Annotated in this window: 24 protein-coding genes and 1 tRNA gene; 20 read left to right on the forward strand and 5 right to left on the reverse strand. The window is 38.1% G+C overall.

What is annotated here, in order from left to right:
• Positions 1–145 precede the first annotated feature (145 nt).
• The 15 genes from G9C87_RS03295 to G9C87_RS03365 all read left to right on the forward strand — a co-directional run bounded on the left by G9C87_RS03295 (position 146) and on the right by G9C87_RS03365 (position 16,140).
• Entirely contained in the window at positions 146–1,462 is a 1,317-nt protein-coding gene (locus tag G9C87_RS03295) for a hypothetical protein (protein ID WP_172278072.1), read from the forward strand.
• A 65-nt stretch (positions 1,463–1,527) separates the two neighbouring features.
• The gene (locus G9C87_RS03300; protein WP_172278074.1) at positions 1,528–2,451 is read left to right on the forward strand and encodes a T9SS-dependent choice-of-anchor J family protein; all 924 of its coding nucleotides are present in this window, start codon (positions 1,528–1,530) and stop codon (positions 2,449–2,451) included.
• Between the two features lie 180 nt (positions 2,452–2,631).
• The gene (locus tag G9C87_RS03305; RefSeq protein ID WP_172278076.1) at positions 2,632–3,369 is read left to right on the forward strand and encodes a hypothetical protein; all 738 of its coding nucleotides are present in this window, start codon (positions 2,632–2,634) and stop codon (positions 3,367–3,369) included.
• A 25-nt stretch (positions 3,370–3,394) separates the two neighbouring features.
• Entirely contained in the window at positions 3,395–4,747 is a 1,353-nt protein-coding gene (locus G9C87_RS03310; RefSeq protein WP_172278079.1) for a S41 family peptidase, read from the forward strand.
• A 54-nt stretch (positions 4,748–4,801) separates the two neighbouring features.
• Complete coding sequence (locus tag G9C87_RS03315) at positions 4,802–5,077, forward strand: hypothetical protein (RefSeq protein ID WP_172278081.1); 276 nt, start codon at positions 4,802–4,804, stop codon at positions 5,075–5,077.
• 329 nt (positions 5,078–5,406) lie between these two features.
• Complete coding sequence (locus G9C87_RS03320) at positions 5,407–6,876, forward strand: ATP-binding protein (RefSeq protein ID WP_172278083.1); 1,470 nt, start codon at positions 5,407–5,409, stop codon at positions 6,874–6,876.
• Positions 6,877–6,882: 6 nt separating this feature from the next.
• The gene (locus tag G9C87_RS03325) at positions 6,883–10,488 is read left to right on the forward strand and encodes a response regulator (RefSeq protein WP_172278085.1); all 3,606 of its coding nucleotides are present in this window, start codon (positions 6,883–6,885) and stop codon (positions 10,486–10,488) included.
• Positions 10,489–10,503: 15 nt separating this feature from the next.
• A complete protein-coding gene (locus G9C87_RS03330) occupies positions 10,504–10,869 on the forward strand; it encodes a response regulator (RefSeq protein ID WP_172278087.1) in 366 nt (121 codons plus the stop codon).
• Entirely contained in the window at positions 10,870–11,700 is an 831-nt protein-coding gene (locus tag G9C87_RS03335; RefSeq protein WP_172278089.1) for a CheR family methyltransferase, read from the forward strand. It abuts the gene before it with no gap.
• A 7-nt stretch (positions 11,701–11,707) separates the two neighbouring features.
• Positions 11,708–12,289 (forward strand): chemotaxis protein CheB, encoded by a 582-nt coding sequence (locus G9C87_RS03340; protein WP_172278091.1) that lies wholly within the window; start codon positions 11,708–11,710, stop codon positions 12,287–12,289.
• Between the two features lie 16 nt (positions 12,290–12,305).
• The gene (locus G9C87_RS03345) at positions 12,306–12,671 is read left to right on the forward strand and encodes a response regulator (RefSeq protein ID WP_172278092.1); all 366 of its coding nucleotides are present in this window, start codon (positions 12,306–12,308) and stop codon (positions 12,669–12,671) included.
• A 174-nt stretch (positions 12,672–12,845) separates the two neighbouring features.
• The gene (locus G9C87_RS03350) at positions 12,846–13,337 is read left to right on the forward strand and encodes a MarR family winged helix-turn-helix transcriptional regulator (protein WP_172278094.1); all 492 of its coding nucleotides are present in this window, start codon (positions 12,846–12,848) and stop codon (positions 13,335–13,337) included.
• A 6-nt stretch (positions 13,338–13,343) separates the two neighbouring features.
• Entirely contained in the window at positions 13,344–14,102 is a 759-nt protein-coding gene (locus G9C87_RS03355; protein ID WP_172278096.1) for a hypothetical protein, read from the forward strand.
• A gap of 208 nt (positions 14,103–14,310) precedes the next feature.
• On the forward strand, positions 14,311–15,318 hold the full coding sequence (locus tag G9C87_RS03360; RefSeq protein ID WP_172278098.1) for an SDR family oxidoreductase: 1,008 nt from the start codon (positions 14,311–14,313) through the stop codon (positions 15,316–15,318).
• A gap of 81 nt (positions 15,319–15,399) precedes the next feature.
• Positions 15,400–16,140: a sterol desaturase family protein gene (locus G9C87_RS03365; protein ID WP_172278100.1), complete on the forward strand. Its 741-nt coding sequence runs from the start codon at positions 15,400–15,402 to the stop codon at positions 16,138–16,140.
• A 20-nt stretch (positions 16,141–16,160) separates the two neighbouring features.
• Here the strand turns inward: G9C87_RS03365 and G9C87_RS03370 are convergent, their stop codons facing one another.
• The 4 genes from G9C87_RS03370 to G9C87_RS03385 form a co-directional block, all read right to left on the reverse strand.
• Positions 16,161–17,024, reverse strand: coding sequence for an NAD(P)-dependent oxidoreductase (locus G9C87_RS03370; RefSeq protein WP_172278102.1), 864 nt, complete (start codon positions 17,022–17,024; stop codon positions 16,161–16,163).
• Positions 17,025–17,200: 176 nt separating this feature from the next.
• Positions 17,201–17,557 (reverse strand): nuclear transport factor 2 family protein, encoded by a 357-nt coding sequence (locus tag G9C87_RS03375; RefSeq protein WP_172278104.1) that lies wholly within the window; start codon positions 17,555–17,557, stop codon positions 17,201–17,203.
• Positions 17,520–18,152, reverse strand: a complete 633-nt coding sequence (locus G9C87_RS03380; protein ID WP_172278106.1) for an FMN-dependent NADH-azoreductase — start codon at positions 18,150–18,152, stop codon at positions 17,520–17,522. The genes G9C87_RS03375 and G9C87_RS03380 overlap by 38 nt, the downstream gene beginning before the upstream one ends.
• A 47-nt stretch (positions 18,153–18,199) precedes the next feature.
• Positions 18,200–19,033 carry a sigma-70 family RNA polymerase sigma factor gene (locus G9C87_RS03385; RefSeq protein ID WP_172278108.1) on the reverse strand — a complete coding sequence of 278 codons (834 nt, stop codon included), beginning with the start codon at positions 19,031–19,033 and terminating at the stop codon, positions 18,200–18,202.
• A 108-nt stretch (positions 19,034–19,141) separates the two neighbouring features.
• On the opposite strand from G9C87_RS03385, the gene G9C87_RS03390 reads away from it, so the two are divergent.
• Entirely contained in the window at positions 19,142–19,705 is a 564-nt protein-coding gene (locus G9C87_RS03390; protein WP_172278110.1) for a Crp/Fnr family transcriptional regulator, read from the forward strand.
• A 99-nt stretch (positions 19,706–19,804) separates the two neighbouring features.
• The gene (locus G9C87_RS03395) at positions 19,805–20,194 is read left to right on the forward strand and encodes a RidA family protein (RefSeq protein WP_172278112.1); all 390 of its coding nucleotides are present in this window, start codon (positions 19,805–19,807) and stop codon (positions 20,192–20,194) included.
• Positions 20,195–20,369: 175 nt separating this feature from the next.
• Here the strand turns inward: G9C87_RS03395 and G9C87_RS03400 are convergent, their stop codons facing one another.
• Complete coding sequence (locus G9C87_RS03400; RefSeq protein WP_172278114.1) at positions 20,370–21,431, reverse strand: NADH:flavin oxidoreductase; 1,062 nt, start codon at positions 21,429–21,431, stop codon at positions 20,370–20,372.
• A 183-nt stretch (positions 21,432–21,614) separates the two neighbouring features.
• On the opposite strand from G9C87_RS03400, the gene G9C87_RS03405 reads away from it, so the two are divergent.
• From G9C87_RS03405 to G9C87_RS03415, 3 genes are all read left to right on the forward strand, one after another.
• A complete protein-coding gene (locus tag G9C87_RS03405) occupies positions 21,615–21,908 on the forward strand; it encodes a winged helix-turn-helix transcriptional regulator (RefSeq protein ID WP_228456933.1) in 294 nt (97 codons plus the stop codon).
• Between the two features lie 256 nt (positions 21,909–22,164).
• Positions 22,165–23,223, forward strand: coding sequence for a 3-oxoacyl-ACP synthase III family protein (locus G9C87_RS03410; protein WP_172278118.1), 1,059 nt, complete (start codon positions 22,165–22,167; stop codon positions 23,221–23,223).
• A gap of 93 nt (positions 23,224–23,316) precedes the next feature.
• Positions 23,317–23,401: transfer RNA gene (locus G9C87_RS03415), tRNA-Ser, on the forward strand.
• The last annotated feature ends 239 nt before the right edge of the window (positions 23,402–23,640 follow it).

A 23,640-nucleotide genomic window follows, 5' to 3' on the forward strand; every position in this document is an offset into this window, starting at 1 on the left:
TTTATTCACTTGCACCCTGGGTGAAATGGAGTTTTAAAAACAATGTGTAACCAAATCACGGAGATAAAGGTGAATATCCCGTAAACAGGAATCATCCGGACCAAAAAACAAAATAACCGGATCCATATTTCTAAATTTTACAACAATGAGAAAATTAACTTTAATCGCTGTAACAGCTTTATCTTTAACAGCTTGTCGTGAGAATGATTCTTTATCAGATTCTTCTAAATTTGAAATGCAATCTGCTTCTGCAGAATATTTAACTGCTTCTGCACTTCCTGTGACTACAGTAAGTGGTGCTATTACTACCAATACTACATGGAGTGGAGTGGTTGAAATTGATGGAATCGTAACTGTTAAAGGTGGAGCTACTTTGACTATCCAGCCAGGTACTTTCATTAAAGCTAAACCCAATACAACAAATACACCTACAGGAGTTTTGGTTATTGCTAAAACTGGGAAAATAAACGCTACAGGAACTGCTTCTCAGCCGATCATCTTTACAAGCTACAGATTATTGGACGGAGATGAAGATACTACAGCAACTCCAGGTGATTTCGGAGGGGTTATCATGTTGGGAGATGCTCCTACAAACAAGCCTACAACTACTGTTATCGAAGGGTTAACAGGTGCAGATTACCAATATGGAGGTACGAATGCCGCTCATAATGGGGGAACTATTAAATATGCACGTATCGAATTCGGTGGATTCGACCTTTTCGCTCCTAACTCAGGAAACGAAATCAACGGATTAACATTAGGTGGAGTAGGTAACGGAACTACACTAGACCACATCCAGGTATCTTATGGTAAAGATGATTCTTTTGAATTCTTCGGAGGTACTGTAAACGCTTCAAACCTTGTATCTTTCGCTCCGGACGATGATAACTTCGATTTTGACTTCGGATATACAGGAACAATTACTTGTGCATTAGCTTTAGCTGATTACAACTCAACGCACAGTCAAAGTGGTGGAGTTTCTGATACGAACGGTATCGAGCTTGATAACGATGGAACAGGTTCTACTGCTTCTCCATTTACCCGTCCTACAGTTAAAAATCTTACAATTGTTGGTGCTAAAAGCCCATTAAAAGGTGGATTATATGAAAATGCCATCCACGTAAGAAGAAACGGTAAATTGAATTTAGATAATGCTACTGTTACAGGTTATCCTATCGGAATTTTATTGGAAACTCAGAGCAGTGCTCCGGTAAATCTTGCAGACCTTAGCTTTACAGGAGTACAGGCACATGGATTTACATTCGCTACTGCTTCTAAGATCGGTACTACCACTGCTGCTCTTACTATTCCTGGAGTAACTACTTCTACAAGTAATCCTGCTAACCTTTGGGGAATGTCTCAGCCATTCTTTAACGAGGCTACAGCATGGAACGTTTCTCCAAGAAACTGTGGAGATTTCCAGGGTACATGGACAAAATATAATTTCTCAATTGTACAATAATTGATCAACATGGGGTGGCATTACCTGCCATCCCATTTTTTAATTCAACTTTAAAAATTCATAGAATGAAAAAAGTAATTTTACTATCTGTTTTGGTTTTATCAAAATTAGTGTCTGCACAATATCCTGTATGGACTAATTCTTTTAATTCAACAAGTGATATGCAGGGATGGTCTTTCCATGATCTGAACGGAAACGGAAATGGATGGGTACAAGGACCGAACATCTACCATAACGGTACTTCTTTGGCTTATGGAGGGGCTGGTTCTCTTCGTTACTCAATCAGTAATGTTCCTTCCGGAAATGTGGCCGGTTTCACTACAGAAAATGACTGGGCCATTTCTCCGGAGATTGATCTCACTTCATCTTCAGGAACGATTACATTAGCAGCATACATAGGACGTCAGAGAACAACACATCAGGTGGTAAAGAGATATCTGTACATCTATGTAAGTACTGCACAAAAGCCTGTCCCTGAATTATCGGATTTTCAGGCATTGGCAGTAGATGCAAACGGCAATAATGTTCCCAGCCCATATGTGATTGCAGCAGGAGGAACTGCTAATCCTTTCCCATCGGACCTCAATCAGTTTGTTGAAAGCCTTGTTAATCTCTCTGCTTTTGCAGGAAAAAAAATCTACATCGGATTGTGGTCGAACAGATATGCGGCTGATGATACCAATGTACAGAATATCAACATCAACGAAATGGCGATCTATACTTCAGTTCTAAAAACACAGGATGTAAAAAAAGCAAAAGATCTTACTATGGTGATGCAGAATCCCGTATCCTCATCACTGATGTTAAAACTTAATCCAGCCCTGAAAGAAAACAATGTTACTGTGACTGTTTTCAATATGGCCGGACAATCTGTTATTACTACGCAGTACCGTAGAGAAATTAATGTTACGACTTTATCTTCCGGAAGCTATATCGCCGTGGTTTCGGATGGAGTGCTTTCTGAGAAAGTGAAATTTATCAAAAAATAATGTTTTAGATGCAGGAAGGCAGTCTCTTATTTTCAATTTTTACAAATGCAAAATAATAACCATATCAAAACCATCATCATAGGATATATGCCTTTCCTGCTTACTATAGAATTTAAAAGTATTGCCCTCTGCATGCTAAGGGCAATATTTCTAAATCGAATTTTTATAATGAATCATACAATGAAAAAAATAATCGCCCTTGCTGTTCTTACAGGTCTGATATCGTGTACCGATGATGTGCTGCAACCTTATGATAAATCACAGAAACCTGCAGAAATCAGTGTCAAGGGATATTCAAAACCGGATGTACTGCAGCTCCGGCTTAATGGAAAACCGGTAAGTATCAATGGAAGCACATCTTATACCAATACTATAGAAACAAAGCTGAGCTTTGTCGTGGACGAAGGGGAAACAGATCAGATTGAGATCTTTAACCATGAAACCGGCAAACAGATCGCAAAATATAACATCGATTTTAATACAGTGGATCAGTATAAAAATCTGAATTTCTTCAATCTGCCCGGGATCTATCTTCAGACCTATGCAGTAAAGCCACAGGTTAACCTGGGTAAGGTAGGTTTCGAACTTATTTTTCCGAATTTGGGACAATATTCCCATACTACATTACAAAGTGTGAAAGGAATACTTAAAAAAGAGAATGGAGATATTCTCGCTGAATTTGAAAATATTGAAAAAAATAACTTCTCTTCACTTAAAATGTATAGCTTTTTCAGTGTTACTGCTCCCGTTTATCTGGAGTTGTACAAGCCTGGAAGTACTGACCCTTATTTTGGATCACAAACGATTAGAGTAAAAATAAAACAGGATATCGGAGCTAATATGATCGTGCTGCAGGAAAAAGCGGAAGGCGGTACTGTTCAGATTATTGGTGATATTGACATCGCAGACTACCTGTAAAATAAAAAATCATTCGGATAAGATCATGCATAAATTTTTAAAATCCTACCTACTTGTTTTATTATTTTTAAGCTCAGCAGTTATCGTTTCCTGCCGTTCCGAGGAAGAATCTGTTCCTGATTTTCCCGACGGAAGCGTAGAGTCTGTCAATGTCTGGGTTCATGAAAACATGAAACGTTATTATTTCTGGGAGGATCAGATGCCTGCAAAACCGGATTATCATCTTCCTGTAAAGAAATTTTTTGCAAACCTTCTATCTCAGAATGACCGTTTTTCAAGCATTGTAAATACGGAAGATGCTTCTACTTACCTGCGGACGGTCCGCAACATGTATGGCTTTGATTATGCAGTATTGCAGCTTGCTAACGGGCAGATAACGGCTGTGATAAAATTGGTATTACAGGATTCTCCGGCTCAGAATGCCGGCCTGAAAAGAGGGATGATCATTAAGAAGATCAATGGAAGTGGGATTACGGCATCGAATGCGGAAAGTCTTTTAAATTCTATTCCGGACAATACTACGCTGGACCTGAGCGTAGGTAATTGGGACAACGGAAACGTAATTGATGAAAAAGATATAAAAGTGTACTATGGATTTTCGCTCAGCCAGCCTGTTATATCTAAAATTTTTGAACAAAACGGAAAAAAAACAGGGTATCTGTACATCTATGATTTTCCGGATGGCATGTCTCACAGTCTCAATCAGAAGTTTGCAGAATTTAAAGCTAATGGTGTACAGGATCTTATCGTGGACCTCAGGTACAATTATGGAGGATCAGTAGCTTCTGCGGCCGCATTATGTGCAATGATCCCTTCCGGAATAACGGGCAATTCTCCTTTTATAACCTATAAAGGAAATAAAAATGGAGGTGAGGTGAAAAAAACATTTGCCGAACAAATTGCCTATGACCCTGCCGCTCTGAATTTCACAACACTCCATGCCAATAATCTGCAGCTGACCAAAGTATATATACTTACCTCGGGAAGTACGGCCTCGGCCTCGGAAATTGTTATCAATAATCTAAAACCTTATATGCAGGTGATACAGATGGGAGGGAAAACACTAGGAAAAGATATGGCCGGATTTGCCATTGCGGATGATCGGAAACCTAAAAAGATTTCCTGGCAGCTTCACCCGGTCATCTATAAAGTATATAATGCTAACGGGCAGGGAGAATACAGCAATGGAATTTCACCGCAGTTTCCTGTAGATGAATATGCATCTTTGCCTCTGAAGCCTTTAGGGCAGGCTGATGAAACATTATTGCAATCGGCTTTAGGTAAGGTGTCGTCTAAATCCGCTTATTTCGAAACTTTTACGCACCAGGTAAAAATAATTACAGAAAGTGAAAAGCCGTTTTCTATGGGTAAACACTAAATATTAAAAATAGAAAACCAAATCAAACTATATTTTTTTAAAATTGAATTCACTATGCAGGGAATAGAGCCAAAAATACACCAGGAAGTAATCAAGAGAATTAATGATCTGGAGCAGCTTTTAAAGCAATCTCCCGATCAGGACAGGACCTATACAGATGAAATTGTTATGATGAACACAGAATTATCAGCGCTGTATGAAGAGTATCTTAGTATAAAAAAGAGATTGGAAACCTGCATTAAACTCTACAGGTCAAGACATATTGAGATCAGAAAGCACCTTACCCATAATATTAGAAAGATTAAACGGGAAAGGGTTAACCGAAAATAAATAAAGGGTACCTATTTAAAAATAGGGTCCCGCGACTCAACTTTTACGAATAAAAACCTGAGCCGGAAAATTAATTGATAAAAATGTGGTATCTATAATGGTTCAGTAAACAGGTTTTTTTTGATTTTATATTGAGTTAAATTCGGTTAAATAGTATTTTAATTAAGGAATAATTGGTATTTTGTGATGAATGTGTGCTGATAATTGTATTATTGGTTGGTTTTTTAATGGATAATTGATTTTAAGAACATTATTAAGAAAATCAATCATTTTTTGGGATTTTGTGAGTACTTTTGAGGACTTAACTCCCATTAGATTATTTGTGCTTTATGATCTTAATTGTCGATGATAACCAAAACAATATTTACTCATTAAAGAAACTATTAGAATCCAAAGATTTTCAGGTAGATACTGCTAATTCCGGTGAAGAAGCATTAGGGAAAGCATTGAAAAATGATTATGCCCTAATTATTCTCGATGTTCAGATGCCGGGAATGGATGGTTTTGAGGTAGCTGAAATATTTGCAGGTTATAGCAAAACGAAAGAAATTCCTATTATATTTCTTTCAGCGGTAAATACAGAAAAGAGATTTATCACCAAAGGATATGCTTCCGGAGGTAAGGACTATGTCACTAAGCCGGTAGATCCCGAAATTCTTTTACTGAAAGTTAAAACATTTTATAATCTGCAGGAGCAGAATATTGAAATGAAAAAAACTCAGCAGAGTTTACAGCTTGAGGTAAAAGGAAGAAGAGAGTCACAGGTTACTATGAAGTCGCAGATTGATCACTTTCATCTGATGCTGGAAGGCTTGCCGCAAATTGCATTTACGTTGAATGATAAAGGGATCATCGATTTTGTCAACGGCAGATGGTATCAGTATTCAACATCTGATAAAAACTTCCCCGAAACTTTTCCTGATGATTTAGATATAAAAGAGCAATTTGAAATTTCAAGGAAAAATGGAAAATCACTTCAACTTGAGACGCGGATAAAAAATATTGAATCCGGAGAATACAGGTATCATTTATTGAGAATATCACCGGTTTATGAAGGTAAACATGTCAAAAACTGGGTAGGAACATTTACGGATATTGATGATCAGAAGAGGGTAGAAAATGAGAAAGATGAATTCCTGAGTATTGCCAGTCATGAACTGAAAACTCCTCTTACAAGCATTAAAGCGTATGTTCAGTTGTTGGAACGCAAGCTAAAACTTGACAAAGACAGTGCAGAAGCAGGATATGTAACCAAGGTCCAGGATCAGATCGAAAAATTGAACAGCCTTATCAGTGACTTACTGGATGTCTCTAAAATTGAGAACGGGAAGCTGAAGATCAACAGGAAACCTTCCAATCTTGAGAAGATAATTGAAAATGCTATCGAAACGATACTTCAGACTCATGATGAAAATAAGGTAAAAATCCAGCGTCACGGGGAAATACCGGATATCCTTATTCCGTTTGATGAAATTCGTATAGAGCAGGTATTGATCAATTTCCTGACCAATGCCATCAAATATTCACCACAAAATAATCAGGTTATTGTTACTACATTTGTAGATGATGACCAGGTAAAAGTAAGTGTTACCGATTTTGGAATCGGAATTCCTGATTTTAAACAAAAGGCAGTATTCCAGAAATTTTATCGTGTAGAAGAATCGTCACTACAATTTCAGGGAATGGGAATAGGCTTGTATATCTGTTCAGAGATCATCAAGCAGCACCATGGAACAATCGGATTATCAAGTATTGTCAATGAAGGTTCCACATTTTACTTCACTTTACCCTTAAACTAATTTTTTATGCCACAAAAAGTTATAAGAAATCTGCAATTTGGAGTCGGGCTTTCGCTGTTAATTTTAATAGCAAGTTCCGTAGCATCGTACTGGAGCATTCAGAAACAGATGGAAAACCGCGAAAGCCTTTCCCGTACAAGAAGATCCATTACTGCAGTAAAAGATATATTAATTTCCCTTCTGGATGCAGAAACTGCCAACAGAGGATACCAGCTTACCGGCAAGCAAAATTTTCTGGAACCCTATAACAGAAGCGTTGCAGCCTATCCTAAAGCAATTGCCTATGCTAAATCCTTAGACATTAAAGATAAGGCACAGCTAAAGCGTTTGGCGGATCTGGAATATAATGTGAACACGAATATCGGTAACCTTAAGCAATTTGTTGAAAACAGGAGCAAAGGAATCGTAATGACGCAGGATCAGCTTATTTTAAGCAAATCCTATATGGACAAATGCAGAAAGATCGTTCGTGATTTTGTACGGTATGAAGAAATTCAGCTTGAAATAAAAAACAAAGATCTTAACCGTTCCTCAAACACCACTGTTATTTTTATCATTTTTTCAGCACTTGCAGCCATAGTGGTAACTACTTTCTTTTATCTTAAATTAAGAAGTGACCTTCTCCGCAGAGATAAGCTTGAAAAAGAGCTGAAAGCAAAAGATCTGGAAATCACAAAACGGGTAAGTGCAATCCAGCAGATTGCCAATAGAGTTGCCAACGGAGACTATAGTCAAAGGGCTGTGGATAATGTACAGGATGATCTTGGAGATCTTGTGGAATCACTGAATAATATGACGGACTCCCTAAAGAAATCCTTTGATAAAATAAACAGAAGCGACTGGCACCAGAAAGGATTGGCTTTACTGAATGAATCTCTGGTTGGGAATAAGTCTGTTAAAGAGGTTGTTACCAATTCCCTGAATCATATTATCGAATACGGAGGAGGAACCAATGGTGCCATCTACCTGCTTGATGAAGGTAAATTATTCCTGAACAGTGCTGTAGCGCTGGAAGATAATATGAAAAAATCTTTCGAACCGGGAGAAGGAATGGTAGGACAGGTCTTTCTTCAGAAGAAAACAAAGATATATAACGACCTTAATGACGAAGATTTTGCGGCAACATTTGCCAGCAGCAAATTAAAGATTAATGGGCTCGTAGTAATTCCTATTACTCTGGACAGGCAGAGTATCGGAGTTTTGGAAGTGGGCTCAACCACAAATTTCGATCAGGATAAAATCAATTATTTCGCAGATAGCTGCAGGAATATAGCAACTGCCATAAGTGCGGCAAAAGGTCGTGAAAAGGAACAGCGTTTATTGGAAGAGACGCAGGCACAATCAGAAGAACTTCAGGTACAGCATGCAGAACTTGAAAACCTGAATACTGAACTCGAGGCGCAGACACAAAAGCTTCAGGCTTCAGAAGAAGAACTGAAAGTTCAGCAGGAAGAGCTTATGCAGACGAATGCAGAACTTGAAGAACGCTCAAAGTTACTGGAAGAAAAAAATCACCTCATTGCAGAACGTAATATAGAGATCCAGAAAAAAGCGGAAGAACTGGCTTTAAGTACGCAGTACAAATCAGAATTCTTAGCCAATATGTCGCATGAATTGAGGACCCCTCTTAATTCTATCCTGCTTCTTTCCCGTTTAATGGTGGAGAACCCGGAAGAAAATCTGAATGAGGACCAGGTAGAGTCAGCGAAAGTAATCCAGAGTTCAGGAAGAAGTTTGCTAACATTGATCGATGAGATCCTGGATCTTGCTAAAATTGAATCCGGGAAAATGGTTCTGGAATATGATGACGTTGCCCTGGAAGATGTGGTGAATGACCTGCGAAACCTGTTCAATCCTTTGGTTAATGAAAAAGGGATCAGATTTGATCTTGAAATAGAACAAGGCCTTCAAAAGTCTATAGAAACGGACCGGTTACGATTGGATCAGGTTTTACGTAACCTGCTTTCCAATGCTTTCAAATTTACACAGGAAGGAAGCGTGGGGCTGTATATTAAAAAAGATCCTAAAAATAAAGACTTTATTACCTTCAGCGTAAAAGATACGGGAATCGGAATTCCGGAAGATAAGCAAAGAATTATTTTTGAAGCATTCCAGCAGGCAGACGGATCTACCCAGCGTAAATTCGGTGGGACAGGTTTAGGATTATCCATAAGCCGTGAGATTGCCAAATTATTGGGTGGGGAATTATCGCTTACCAGTGCAGTTAACGAAGGAAGTGAATTTAGTTTAACAATTCCGGTAAAAGCGGTCTCAGAAACGGTCCAGGTATCACTTGATAAAGAATTGGTAGAGATCATAAAAGAAGATGTAGAGGAGATTAAGAACATTGCAGGATATGAAGAAGAACCGGAACAACCGCTTACGGTTTTAGAAATTCCTGAAGAAATAGAAGATGACCGGGATAATATTACGGAGGATGACAAAGTTATATTGATCATCGAAGACGATACCAACTTTGCAAAGGCACTTCTGAAGTATGCCCACAGACAAAATTATAAAGGAGTAGTGGTTGTAAGAGGAGACCATGGGCTCTCTGCAGCATTACAATATCATCCTTTAGCTATCTTACTCGATATTCAGCTGCCGGTCAAAGATGGATGGCAGGTAATGCATGAGTTGAAATCCAACCCAAAAACCAAACCTATTCCGGTGCACATGATGTCTTCGTTGCATATTAAAAAGCAGGAAAGTATCATGAGAGGAGCCATTGACTTTATCAACAAGCCTGTGGCCCTTGAACAGATGACGGATGTATTTAAAAAAATTGAAGAAGCCCTTCGAAAATCACCTCAAAAAGTTCTTATTGTAGAGGAGAATGCTAAACATGCCAGCGCATTGTCATATTTCTTAAGCAATTTTGATATTTCTCTGGCGGTGAAAGATAATGTGGAGGACAGTATAAAGGCGCTTACGGAAGCTGAGGTAGATTGTGTGATCCTGGATGTGGGACCGGCAAGAGGAAAAGGATATAAGATCATAGAGTCAATCAAAAGCTATGAAGGCCTTGAAAACCTTCCGATCATTATTTTTACAGAAAACAACCTGTCTTCCTCTGATGAGTTGAAGATCAAACAATATGCTGACTCTATTGTTGTTAAAACGGCACATTCATACCAAAGGATATTGGATGAAGTCGGTTTATTCTTACATTTGGTTGAAGAGAAAAGTACCGAAGCACCGCGAAACAAAAATCTCGGATCACTTACTGAAGTATTAAGTGGAAAAAAGATTCTGATTACGGATGATGACGTACGGAATATATTTTCACTGACCAAAACGTTGGAAAAATACAAAGTAGAAGTCATCCTGGCGATGGATGGGAAGCAGGCTTTAGAACAGATTAAAGAGCATCCGGATATTGATGCTGTTTTGATGGACATGATGATGCCGGAAATGGATGGCTATGAAACCATACAGGAAATAAGAAAAAAACAGGCGTTCAGCAGATTACCGATCATTGCCGTTACGGCAAAATCCATGATAGGCGACCGTGAAAAGTGCATTACCGCCGGGGCATCAGATTATATATCAAAGCCTGTGGATGTAGATCAGTTATTATCTTTGTTGCGTGTTTGGTTATATGAAAGTTAAAAAAACTCACTTCTGATGAAAAAAAAGATTTTGATCGTGGATGACGATCCGCGAAACATATTTGCACTTAAACTTACTCTGAAAGCCAGAGGATATCAAATGGAGAGCTGTACAATGGCGCAGGAAGCCATTGAACTTTTACAGAAAGACGACCGGATCGGGGTTGTATTGATGGATATGATGATGCCGGAAATGGATGGTTATGAAGCTATCAGGATTATCCGCGAAACGCCTTCGATCAGTAAGGTTCCCATTATTGCCGTGACGGCACAAGCCATGAAGGAAGACCGCCAGAAATGTCTTGATGTTGGAGCACAGGATTATGTGAAAAAGCCTATCGATGTCGATCTTTTATTAACTGCCATTGAAAAACTGTCGTAGATGCTGGAACCAAGTATTGTAAAGGATGAAGAGGTAGAGCATCTGATAAAAGATGTTTATGAACTGTATGGTTATGACTTTTCCATGTACAGCAGGGCTTCGTTTAAACGAAGGGTAAACAGGATCTGCCTGATCGATAAGTTTACAAGTTTTGCAGAGTTAAGATATACTGTGCTTAATGATCCGGATTATCTGAAGCACTTCATCGAGGAAATTACGGTGAATGTGACGGAAATGTTTCGTGATCCCTATTTTTTCAAAGCATTACGGGAAAATATTTTACCCCAATTGGGAACCTATCCTTTAATCAGAATCTGGGTGGCAGGTTGTTCAACCGGGGAAGAGGCTTATTCCATGGCCATATTATTGAAGGAGGCAGGTCTTTATCAGAAATCACTGATTTATGCTACGGATATTAACCCTTCTGTGCTGGAAACAGCTCGTGCCGGAGTTTTTCCTCTGCAACAGATGAAATTGTATTCAGAGAATTATATACTTTCAGGAGGTAAAAAAGATTTTTCAGATTATTATACGGCCAATTATGATAGTGCAATGTTTGATTCAAGTCTCAAGCAAAAGTTGATTTTGTCTACCCATAATCTGGTGTCAGACAGCTCCTTTAACAGTTTTCAGCTGATTATATGTCGGAATGTGCTCATCTACTTTGATAAAGCTTTACAGGAGCGTGTTTTTCAGCTGTTTGACGATAGCCTTGAAAATCTGGGCTATCTTGCTTTAGGTTCGAAAGAAACTCTTAGATTTTCGAATCTGAACAGATATTATCATCAGGCCGATGATCAGCGGATCTGGAAGAAAGTAGACCATCATTAATATTTATATGAAAGAAATAGAAGAGAATATTGAACTCGTTGTTATAGGAGGTTCTGCGGGAAGCTTAGAGGTGATACTGGATATGGTGAAAAAGCTGGATCATAAGATCAGCTTTCCCATTATATTGGTTGTTCACCGTAAATCTCAATCCGTAAGCATTTTACCGACTTTGCTGCAGCAGTTTTCTTCTTTAGAAGTAACGGAAATTGAAGATAAAACAGAAATAAATAAGAATCAGATCTATATTGTGCCGGCCGACTATCATCTTTTATTTGAAAGCAAAGAGCTGGTATCTCTTGATAGTTCGGAAAAAATGAATTATTCACGTCCATCGATTGATGTAACCTTTAAGTCAGCTGCAGAAATATATGGGAAAAGTCTTGTCGGAATATTGTTATCCGGTGCTAATGCCGATGGAGTAGAAGGTTTACAGTATATTAAAAAAAATCATGGAAGGGTGTGGATCCAGGATCCGGATACCGCGGAGGTTAACTATATGCCCAAACATGCAGTGGAAGGAGTGAGCTATGATCTCATCATTACTCCTGAAAATCTTGCAGAGTGCATTAATCAATTAAACCGGTTTTAAATTAAAGCTAATATATATGAGTAAGAAGAAAATTTTAATTTTTGATGATGACAAGACGATCCTGGACGTTGCAACCATCATTTTTGAAGAAAGTGGTTATGAAGTAGGGATTTCAGAAACGTCGCATGATATCATCGATAAGGTATCACAGTTTCAGCCGGATGTGATTCTGATGGATAACTGGATTCCCAATATCGGGGGAGTAGAGGCGACGAAACTTCTAAAAAACCATGAAGAGTTCAAAAAGATCCCTGTGATCTACATAACGGCTAACAATGATATCAATGCGTTGGCGGAAAGCGCTCAGGCTGATGATTATATTGCCAAGCCATTCAACCTGGATGATCTTGAAGAAAAGGTAGCTAAATACCTGAAAGGATAAACCGGATAAAAAAGCGTGTTTATCATACCGGATGTATAAAATCCTTACCTGACAAAGTAAGGATTTTTTTATTTCTATTCATGGTCTTGTACTTTTTTTAAAAAAAAAATATATAGTCGCCTATATAGTTGTATATATTTTTTATATATTTGAATGTCCAATATGTACAATTCCATGAACAATGATTTCATAAAAGAGCTTGGCTATAAGGCACTTGATTCCCGGTTTAAAAGGATCAGTGAAAAGATGGCTTACAGTGTGAAGAAACTTTATAAAGATCTTGATTACGACATAGAGCCCAACTGGTATCTGATATTTATGATCCTAAGGGATAAAGGAGAATTATCTCTGATAGATATTGCTGAAAGTCTGGGGTATTCCCATCCGTCTGTTGTGGTCACGGTAAAAAAAATGGCGGCCAAAGATTATCTGGATGTAAAAAAAGATGATTCGGATAAAAGAAAACAGATCGTATCACTTTCTCCCAAAGCATTAAGATTAATGCCCGAATTTGAAATGCTCTGGAACAGCTGTGAGGCTGCCATTCTCAAAGTATTGCAGGAAGATCTCACCATCTTAAAATACCTTGATACTATTGAAGCCTCTTTGGAGGAGACCTCCTTTTATTATCGCTTCAAACACGAGTATAAAAACCAATTAAAATAAAAACCCATGAAAAAATACCTTATCATTCTTCTCTCGGTATTTTGCGTATTTTCCTTTGCAAAAGAGACCAGAATAACCATCAGAGCGAAGGCTAAAGATGCTAAATTCATCGGAAGTTCTCTGGGAGGAGCGTATGTGATTGTAAGGAATAAGATCAATAATACCATTTTGGCTGAAGGAAAAACCAGTGGCAGTACAGGAAATACTGATCTGATCATGAAAGCTCCAAAACATAGAGATAGTTCTATTGTTGATGATGCAACCGGTAAATTTCTGGCCACGGTTAATATTGATGAACCTACTTTTGTAAGTATAGAAGTGTTTTCACCATTCAATCATAAACAGGCACAGGCGAAAGTAAGCACAGAAATATGGCTTATTCCTGGAAAAGATATTCTGGGCGACGGGATCATCCTGGAAATACCCGGGTTTATTATTGATATTTTAAAGCCCCGAACGCATCAATATATCGGATTAAGCTCAATCAGTGGAAAACCTTTTCAGATACAGGCCAATATTGTTATGATGTGCGGTTGTGTCATCGATAAAGGTGGTGTATGGGATTCCGATAAGTTTGAAACTAAAGCCTTAGTTAATAAAGATGGAAAACGGGTAAGTGAAATCAATTTATCACTAGTCTCTACCAACCTCTTTGAAGGGAACACTTCTATTTCTGCACCGGGAAATTATGAGATCATTGTTTATGCTTTTGATCCCAAAACAGGAAACACCGGAGTGGATAAAATCAATTACGTAGTATATTAAAAGATACAAAAGTTTTTATACCTTTTGTTTATATCAGTATACACTATAGTAAAGCTGCTTTACTCGATTTTAATCTATAGTTGTAGTATAGTTATTTTGAACTTTTTAATTATAAAAAACATAGAGAAATTGTAATATTAATGGACTAGATTACCTTTTATGGCATGATAATAGGTTGATTATAAGCATTAACCAAATCAATTACAAAATGAAATCTGAGACTAAATTAAAAAAGAGTATAAGAGGGAAAACCGTAGTCATTACCGGAGGAAGTAGTGGAGTTGGTAAAGCTACTGCGGAAGCATTTGCTTTGGAAGGATGTAATATTGTAGTTGCTGCCCGGGGTAAAGAAGGTCTGGATGAAACCGTGAGCCTTTGCAGGGATCTTGGAGTGGCGGTAATAGGGGTGCCTACAGATGTTTCAAATGCTGAAGAAGTTGCTCATCTTGCTGAAACAGCCATTCAATTTAACGGAAGAATTGACATTTGGGTAAATAATGCCGGTGTCATGGCAAGCGGAAAATTTGAAGAAATACCCATGGAACTCAATGAGCAGGTCATCAAAACAAATTTGTTCGGATATATGCATGGGGCTTACAGTGCGCTCCCCATCTTCAAAAAGCAGCAGGAGGGAATCTTAATTAATAATGTTTCTATCGGTGGTTTTATGCCGGCTCCGTATAGTGCTGTTTATTCATCAACAAAATTCGGAATTCGCGGTATGATGGATTGTCTTCAGGGAGAGATTTCCGATTATCCGGATATTCATATTTGTAATATTTATCCTCAGATTCAAAGATCCACCGGAAATATGCATTCGGCAAAATATTCCGGACTGGATTTTAAAATTCCGCCGTTTGCAGCAGATCCCCGTGACACAGCCAAAAAAATTGTGGAGTTGGCTAAAAACCCCAGAAAAGACCTGTTTCCCGATTTTACCTCCTTACTTCTTAAAAATATCTACGGATTATTTCCGAAACCGATCATTAATGTAGCTTCTGCAGGGATGAGAATGATGATGAAAGCTAAAAATGCTCCACCTGATTCGGGTAATATTTTAAAGCCTTCGTCAGAGCCTCACCGTATTTATGGGGAAACCATGCTGCCCGTCCCTTCCAAAAAGACAAAATTAGCCATTGCAGCGGGACTGGGTTTAGGTTTGGCTTACATGATCTTGAAAGCTGGCTCGGGAAATAAGCAAATAAAAAATTCTTAATATAAGAAGCGATATTTCAGCAGTAAAATTACTACGCATTTCATTTCGTCCGTTGCCCTGAAATTCATACTTTTATACTTCATGATAGAGAACGGATTTTTGAATTTCAGCGGATTGGGATTTCCCGAATATATAAAAATATTGGAACGGTTGACCTGGTTGGATTGGGTAGGGGCTAGCCTGGCTGTAAATATCGCTTTGTATCTTTTTTCAATAGGTCTTTATCTGTGTATTGAAAAGACCTGTCCCAAAAATAAGCTCCAGGAGCATAATCATCCTGTCATGCGGTCGGATTATTATCTGAGCTTCGTAACCATTCTCTGTAATTGCTTAGTAATGCTGTGCGGTGTTTTCCTTTGGAAAAATAATTGGATTACGTTAGGAAATAGGTTTTCAGCGGTTTCCGTTTTTTTAGAGGTCCTGGTATTAATCCTATTAATGGATCTCTGTATGTACTTTTTTCATTTCATTGCCCATACACCTTACTTTTATAAAAGATTGCATGGAAGACATCATGAACATGTTAACACCAACTTCTTAAGCCTTTTTGTATTGCATCCGGCAGAAACAATAGGATTTGGATTGATGATACTGGCCGTATTGGTGTGTTACGATTTTTCTGTTCTCTCCATTAGTCTGTATCTTTTTATCAATCTTATTTGGGGAACAATCGGTCATTTGAATAAAGAGTTTTTCCCACCTCAGTTTAACAAGTATTTTGTAGGAACAACACAATTCCATAACCAACATCATGTAGATGAAACTAAAAACTTTGGTTTCTACACTTCCATCTGGGACAGGATATTCGGGACGTATAAATAATAATGACAGCTGGTTGAATTTTATTTTAATTTTTTAAAACTCCTAAAAGCTTCTGTAACACCATCAAATTTTTCGTTTTTAAAAATACCGGATTCATCAACCCTTTCAAAAGTTTCAGCGGTACCGGCAGCAATTGTATGGGGAAGTCCTTCACTTCTGAGCATATCGGTCAGACCTTTCATTTCATCAATCCTTCTTGAAATATGCTGTGGGTAAGTAGGAGTTGTTTTAATCAGATCCTGATAGGTTCCCGGAAGAAATGCCTGAAGGCTTTCATTCAGTTCATCAAGAATGCCATAATGGGCTGCAGCGATCATTGTTTCAAAAAACAAAGCGTTCATTCCTTTATTGACCATTGAAAACAGAAGCTTGTAAGCTGAAGCTGCTTCTGTTTTTTCACCGGCATCTTTTATTTTAAATATCCCGCCGAATTGTTCTGCAAATAAGTTTCTCCAGATACCGCTTACAACGAACGTTGCCTGGTCCGGAACATCTTTGGAAGCACCCATTACCGCTCCGTTTACAAATCTGATATTCCCCGTACTGCACATTTTTTCAATAGCTAAAGCAATCTGAGGGGTATTGGAATTGAGGTCTATAAAGACAGGTCGGTTATCCGTGTTTTTGAGATGGCCGATTATATTTTCTGCCACCTTCGGACTTGCTTCAGGATTTGCCAATGAAATAATAATATCTGCCTGTTCTGCTATGTTTTGTAGAGTATTCACATCATGGATTCCCGAATCTTTAATATTTTGGAGCGTCACTTGCGATCTTCCTTCACCTGCGGTGATAACCGTATATTTATTTTTGATTAAGGTTTTGGCGATTTGTGTTCCCATGTCTCCGGGAAAAAGAATGGCTATAACAGGTTGGGCAGTCATTATAATTTCAGTTTAACATTCAAATGATGGAGTAAATTTTATTGCAAATCTCTTTAATTTTTTTTAATTCCTAAACATATTGCCCCGGATAATTTCTATAGTTTAAAAACCATTATTATACTTACAGCCGGTATCGATATTTTCTACACTGGCTGTAAGTAAGGTTACGGTGAAATTTACTTCTTTTCAATCACCGGAATATTGGTAATGACCTGCCATTTTTCATCCTCCTGTACACATGTAATGGTAGATGAAAAGCGGAGCACATCGCTCTCCAGGCTGAGTTTTGCAATAGCAATATTCCCTTTTTGCTCAATTGAGTCAAAAGCAAGGGTTCTAGGTTTTCCGCCAAAGGTTTTATTGCTGATGTACTCAATGTATTGTTCTTTGGAAATAATAAAAATCCCTTTTTGTTCGAAAAATCCATCCTGAATATTCTGGTAATCTTTGTGAAGAACTTCGTCCATAAGATTCGTATCACTGGTGTCACCTGCTTTAATGAATTTTTCTATAGTCTGTTTTATCTGTTGCATAATCTGATTGATTTAAATGTTGATTAATCCGCTTTCTTTGTTGTTGGATTTTTATAGCTGCTTGCTCGGGATCTACCATTCCGTCCATCGGAAAATAACTTATATCTAAGATACCCAGTTGGTTTAATATGCTTGTGACCTGAATTTCAATAGGATTTTTTTCCTGAGAAGCAGGTTGAAGAATACCCAGTGCCGTAATGAGATATGCTTTTTTACCGGCCAGCAGCCCTTTTATTCCATCGGTGCCATAGGCAAAGGTTTTTTTCGTCCGGACTATAAGGTCAAAATATGCTTTTAATGAAGAGGCAATTCCATAATTGTACATCGGAGAGGTAATAAGGATCTCATCGCAGGAATACAGCTCATCTATAAGCAGATCGGACAATCCGATGTGTCCTGAATGTAATGAGTCATCAAAAAATCCATTGAGTGTTTCCTGGGTCAGGTGGGGAATAGGCTGTAAGGTCAGGTCTCTCGTGATAATCCTTCCGTCATGATATTTTACTTTCCATTGTTCTGTAAAATAATCACCCATGGAACGGGAATAGGAATCATTTATCCTGAGGCTGCTGTCGAGGCGAAGTAGTGTTGTCATGTTCTGCTTTTTCTTTAAAGACACACCGCTTCTCGGAAACGTGACGTTTATGTTAATCTTTTTAATTTTTCCGGATCTACTATGGAATAAATCTCCCGGATTCTGCCATCACGATCAACATCTAAAATATGGCAGTTGTATATCTGATTTTCCCTCCAGAAACATATGGCTGGCTGATGATTGAACCTGTGAAAAGTAAAAGGTTTGTGGTTAAGAAACTGCTGCTGGACATAGGCAAGAAGGGCAGCTGTAGCTGATTTTCCTACTTCCACTGCTTTTATCACCCGGACACGCTGTCCGCCATCTGCAGAAAGCCTGATGTCGTTCAGTAAAAGTTCCTCAAGCATCGGGATGCTTCCTTCGCTTAATGCTTTTTGATATTGCGAAAGGGTTTCATGGGAAATCGAAGAGTTGATATGATCTGGCTTATACTCGATATTCTGAAGGTGTTTCGTTGCCCTGCTCAGTAATTTTCTTGAATTTTCAGCAGAGATATCAAGGAGTTGTGCGATTTCCTGGTGGGAATAGTCAAAAGCTTCTTTCAATATATAGACAGCACGTTCTTTAACCGTTAGTTTTTCTAAAAGAACAAGCAAAGTATAACGGGCAGTCTGTTCCTGAATAAGTCTGTTTTCCGCATTATCAAAAGACAACGGTTCCGGAAGCCACTCTCCATATACCATCTTTTTTGTGTGCCTGTTTTTAAAATTTATAGCGTGATTGATGGTGCTTTTTATTAAAAAATTCTTCTCATTCCTGATTTCTGCTTTATCCAATGAAATGTATTTTTCCAGAACATCCTGCACGAGGTCCTGTGAATCTTCATATGAACCTGTAATATTATAAGCGTAAGTCAATAGCTGACGATAATTTTCCTGCATTCCTTTTCTATTTAAGACCCATCAGAGGGAAAAAACGTGACCATTCTGATCAAATTAAATGATTAAGAAAGTAAAAGTAGTATTTTTATACTTTCGAAGCTACTACAGATGCAGGATCCGTTAAGAATACATATTGAAAAAGTTGTTCCGGTAAGTGACGAGGAATTTATCATCATTTCCTCGTATTTCACGAGGAAGAAATATAAAAAGTACCAATTCCTGATTCAGGAAGGGGAGTCTGTATCCTGCAATTATTTTGTTCTAAAAGGGCTTTTAAAATTGGTATACACTGATGATACCGATAAAAGCCATATTGTAGGCTTTGCCATGGAAGACTGGTGGGAGAGTGATTTCAAAGCTTTTTACACAGGATCCAGAGCAACGATGTCTCTGGAATGCGTTGAAGATACGGAAGTTCTTTGTTTAACATTGGAGGGATATAAAAAATTATGCAGGGAGATTCCCAAAATGGAACATTTTTTTCTTGAGAAAGCTTACTTTGGTTTTATATCAGCCCAGCAACGTATACTTTCGATGATGACCTCCTCTACGAAAGAAAGGTATGATCAGCTGCTTAAACAATATCCGGCACTGGTTCAGCGTGTGCCTAAATCTCTTCTTGCTGCTTATCTGGGTGTTTCGAGGGAAACCTTAAGCCGCTTTTCTTTATAAAGGAGTGATCTTCATCACTTCATAATCGTGATCCATGTCAAGAGTTGTTCCAGTGGATATATTGCAACTTTGCTACAATAATATAAACAACAAACAACAATGGAAAAGCGAACAATTAATCCCTGGAACTGGCAAAAAGAAAGAAGCTATTCCCAGGCTGTAGAAGTGAAAAATGCAGAAGCTACCTTATACTGTTCCGGGCAGGCGGCTATTGATCCGGATGGAACTTCAAGTACGAAGGATATGAAATCCCAGCTGGAACAGGCTATAGCCAATCTGGAGGAAGTAATTACTAGTGCGGGTTATGAATGCAAAGGAATCGTCAGATTAAATATTTACACCACATCTACGAAAGAGCTGTGGCCTCATTTTCCTATCCTTCAGGAGTGGATCGCCAGGCATGGTATTGAACAGGCGGTTACCATGCTTGAGGTAACAGGATTGTTTGAAACTTTAATAGTGGAGCTCGAAGCGACCGTGGTGAAATAATGAACAATTTTATTAAAAAAACAAAACCTTCAAGTCTTAAACTTGAAGGTTTTTTATGCCAGTAATTTCCGAATACTTTCTGAAATCCTTTTTGCACATTGGAAATCATCAGGAGATTAGATTTCCGGTTATTGAAGAAAACTTTATATATAAACAAAGAAATTGTTGTAACGGTTTAATACAAAACTCCCATACTTTCTGCTGCAAAGCCTGAAAGTTCTTCTAATTTTCCCTCTTTTACTTTTTTCACCCACTGATAATCGTTCAGTAAAGCACGGCCTACAGCCACTAAGTCGAAATCCTGTCTTTCTAACCTTCTCAGTAATTCCGTAAGGTCAGATTTTTCTGAGCTTTCACCCGCAAATGCCGACATGAAATCACCTTTAAGTCCTACGGACCCTACGGTAATTGTTGGCTGGCCGGTTACTTTTTTGGCCCATCCGGCAAAGTTAAGATCCGAACCTTCAAACTCTGGCTCCCAGAAACGACGTTGTGAACAATGGAAGATATCTACTCCCGCTTCTTTTAAAGGAAGCAACCAATCTTCCATCTCAGAAGGGTTTGCGGCCAGTCTGCTTTTATAATCCTGCTGTTTCCACTGCGAAAGTCGGATGATAATTGTAAAATCTTCTCCTACAGCCGCTCTGATTGCTTTTACTACCTCTACAGCAAAGCGGGTTCTTTCCTTTATTGTTTTACCACCATATTCATCAGTTCTTGTATTGGTAACCTCCCATAGAAACTGGTCGATAAGATAACCGTGAGCACCGTGGATCTCAATACAATCGAAGCCTAAATCTTTAGCTGATTTCGCTGAAGCTGCAAATTGATTTATGGTGTCCTGAATATCTTCCAGAGACATAGTAGAAGCTTTTTCCATAGAAACCAAAGGATAGTCGTCAGATGAACGGGTATCGCCCACGTGCCATATCTGTGGTCCCATTTTACCCCCGTTATGATGAACCTGATCGATTACATTTTTCCAACCTGCCAATGCTTCAGTACCGTAGAAATCAGGAATATTCTGCATATTTTTAGAGGCAGGGCGATTGATTACAGTTCCTTCAGAAAGGATTAATCCAACTTCTGAGGCTGCTCTACGGCCGTAATAATCTGCAATTTGTTGTGTAGGTACACCATTATCCGATTGTGCTCTCGTCATGGGAGCCATTACAATTCTGTTTTTAAGGTGTAGATTTTTATAGTTAAATGGAGTGAATAACGCGTCTGTACTCATTTTCTATTAATTTTTATTAATAATTTTTATTCTTTTGTTACACAAAGTAACTAATAATAATTCGTTTTTGTACCTATTAGAAAAAAAATTGTGGTAACTTTGTCGTAACAAACGATAGTAACCGGCTTGTAACTTATGAAAGAAAATAAAATAACCCAGCACTGTTGTCCCCTGGTAAAGGCTATGTCCTCCCTGGGAAGTAAATGGAAGCCTGTCATTGTTATGGTAATTAATGACAGAAAATTACGGTTTGGACAGATTGCAGCCCGCATTCATGTCATTTCGCGTAAGGTTCTTACCGACCAGCTAAGAGAAATGGTAGAGGATGGACTGCTAATCAGAGAGGAATTTAAAGAACTGCCACCACGGGTTGAATATACCCTCACGGAAAAGGGACTTGCTCTTTTGCCCATTTTAAATTTATTGGAAGATTGGGAAAGAAATTATGAAACAAAAGAAGTGTTGGCTGAGGCATAACGTTTTTTGATTTTATAAGATTAAGAGTTTTTGATGCCAGGTTGATGATTGATTCCTACTCAGTTAAAGATTATTTTATTTTTTATAAGAGGGGCATTAGTGAATTAAAATTCAGTAAATGCTTATGACATGCATAACAGATTAAGTAAAAAAAGAAGACAATCTCTAATCTCAAATACTTTTTTTTATAATTAATCGTTATATTTATCGAATTAATTCTTAAATCAAAAATGGATTAATAGATCATAACTTTTAGATGACCAGTAAAATCATTGGTGTAGGAAACTACATCCCCCCGGAAACCATTACCAATTTATTCTTTGATAAACACAATTTTATAAACAAAAGCGGCGAGTCATTAAAAGAAAGTAATGCTATTATTGCCAGTAAACTCAAGGAGATTACGGGCATTGAAGAAAGAAGATATGCAAGCAATGATCAGGTTACATCCGATCTGGGCTTTATTGCTGCCAAAGCAGCTATCGAAGATGCAGGAATTGATCCTGAAACGTTGGATTATATTATATTTGCCCATAACTTTGGGGATGTCCGCTTTGGAACTGTTCAGTCCGATACGGTTCCAAGTCTTGCCTCAAGGGTAAAACACCTATTAAAAATCAAAAATAATTTTTGCGTCGCCTATGACGTATTATTCGGATGTCCCGGATGGATCGAAGGAATCATCCAGGCCAATGCATTCATTAAATCCGGTATTGCCAAAAGATGCCTGGTTATCGGAGCTGAGACCTTATCCAGGGTAGTGGATATCCACGACAGGGATAGTATGATCTATGCAGATGGGGCAGGGGCAGCCATTCTGGAGATCTCTGAGGAAGAAAACGGAATAAAATCCCATATCTCAGCCTCTTTTACCCTGACCGAAAAAGATTATTTATATTTCGGAAAATCATACAACAATGACAAATGCCCGGATACCAAATACATTAAAATGGACGGGCGTAAAATTTACGAATTTGCTCTTTCAAATGTTCCGGATGCAATGAAGAAATGTCTGGATGACAGTGGCTATGGAATTGATCAGCTGAATAAGATTATCATCCACCAGGCGAATGAGAAAATGGATGAAGCTATTGTTAAAAGATTCTATCAGTTGTACAATACACCTATGCCCGAAGATATTATGCCTATGGTTATCAAAAAACTAGGCAATAGCAGTGTGGCAACAATCCCTTCATTACTAAGCATGATCCTGAAAGATGAACTGGATTCTCATGATATTGATAAAGGAGATATAGTCTTGTTTGCCTCAGTAGGAGCGGGGATGAATATTAATGCATTTGTATATAAATTTTAATATTTTATTCACAGACTGCTAAAAATATTTTGTCAGAAATAAAAAACTCTCTATATTTGCACCACTGAAAACGAAGGTATAACCGGAGTTCAGGGAGAGTTGGCAGAGTGGTCGATTGCGGCAGTCTTGAAAACTGTTGACTGTAACAGGTCCGGGGGTTCGAATCCCTCACTCTCCGCAAAATGCGAAACGAAAGTTTTCAAAAAGCATCAAAAATAGATAAAACCTGCAATTAGTAAAAATTGCAGGTTTTTTGTTTTTTGGGAAAGTATATCAAAGTTTTCAAAAATGCTCAAAATATTTGTGGCACGCTCATCAATTTGTAAACTCCTTAATGACTTGATTTCAATAGACTTTAGTTCGACATTTACTAGCTTTAAAATTTTCGAGTTGTGTTGGAAATAGTTATGGGCTTAT

Source organism: Chryseobacterium sp. LAM-KRS1 (genome assembly GCF_013184525.1).
GTDB lineage: Bacteria > Bacteroidota > Bacteroidia > Flavobacteriales > Weeksellaceae > Chryseobacterium > Chryseobacterium proteolyticum.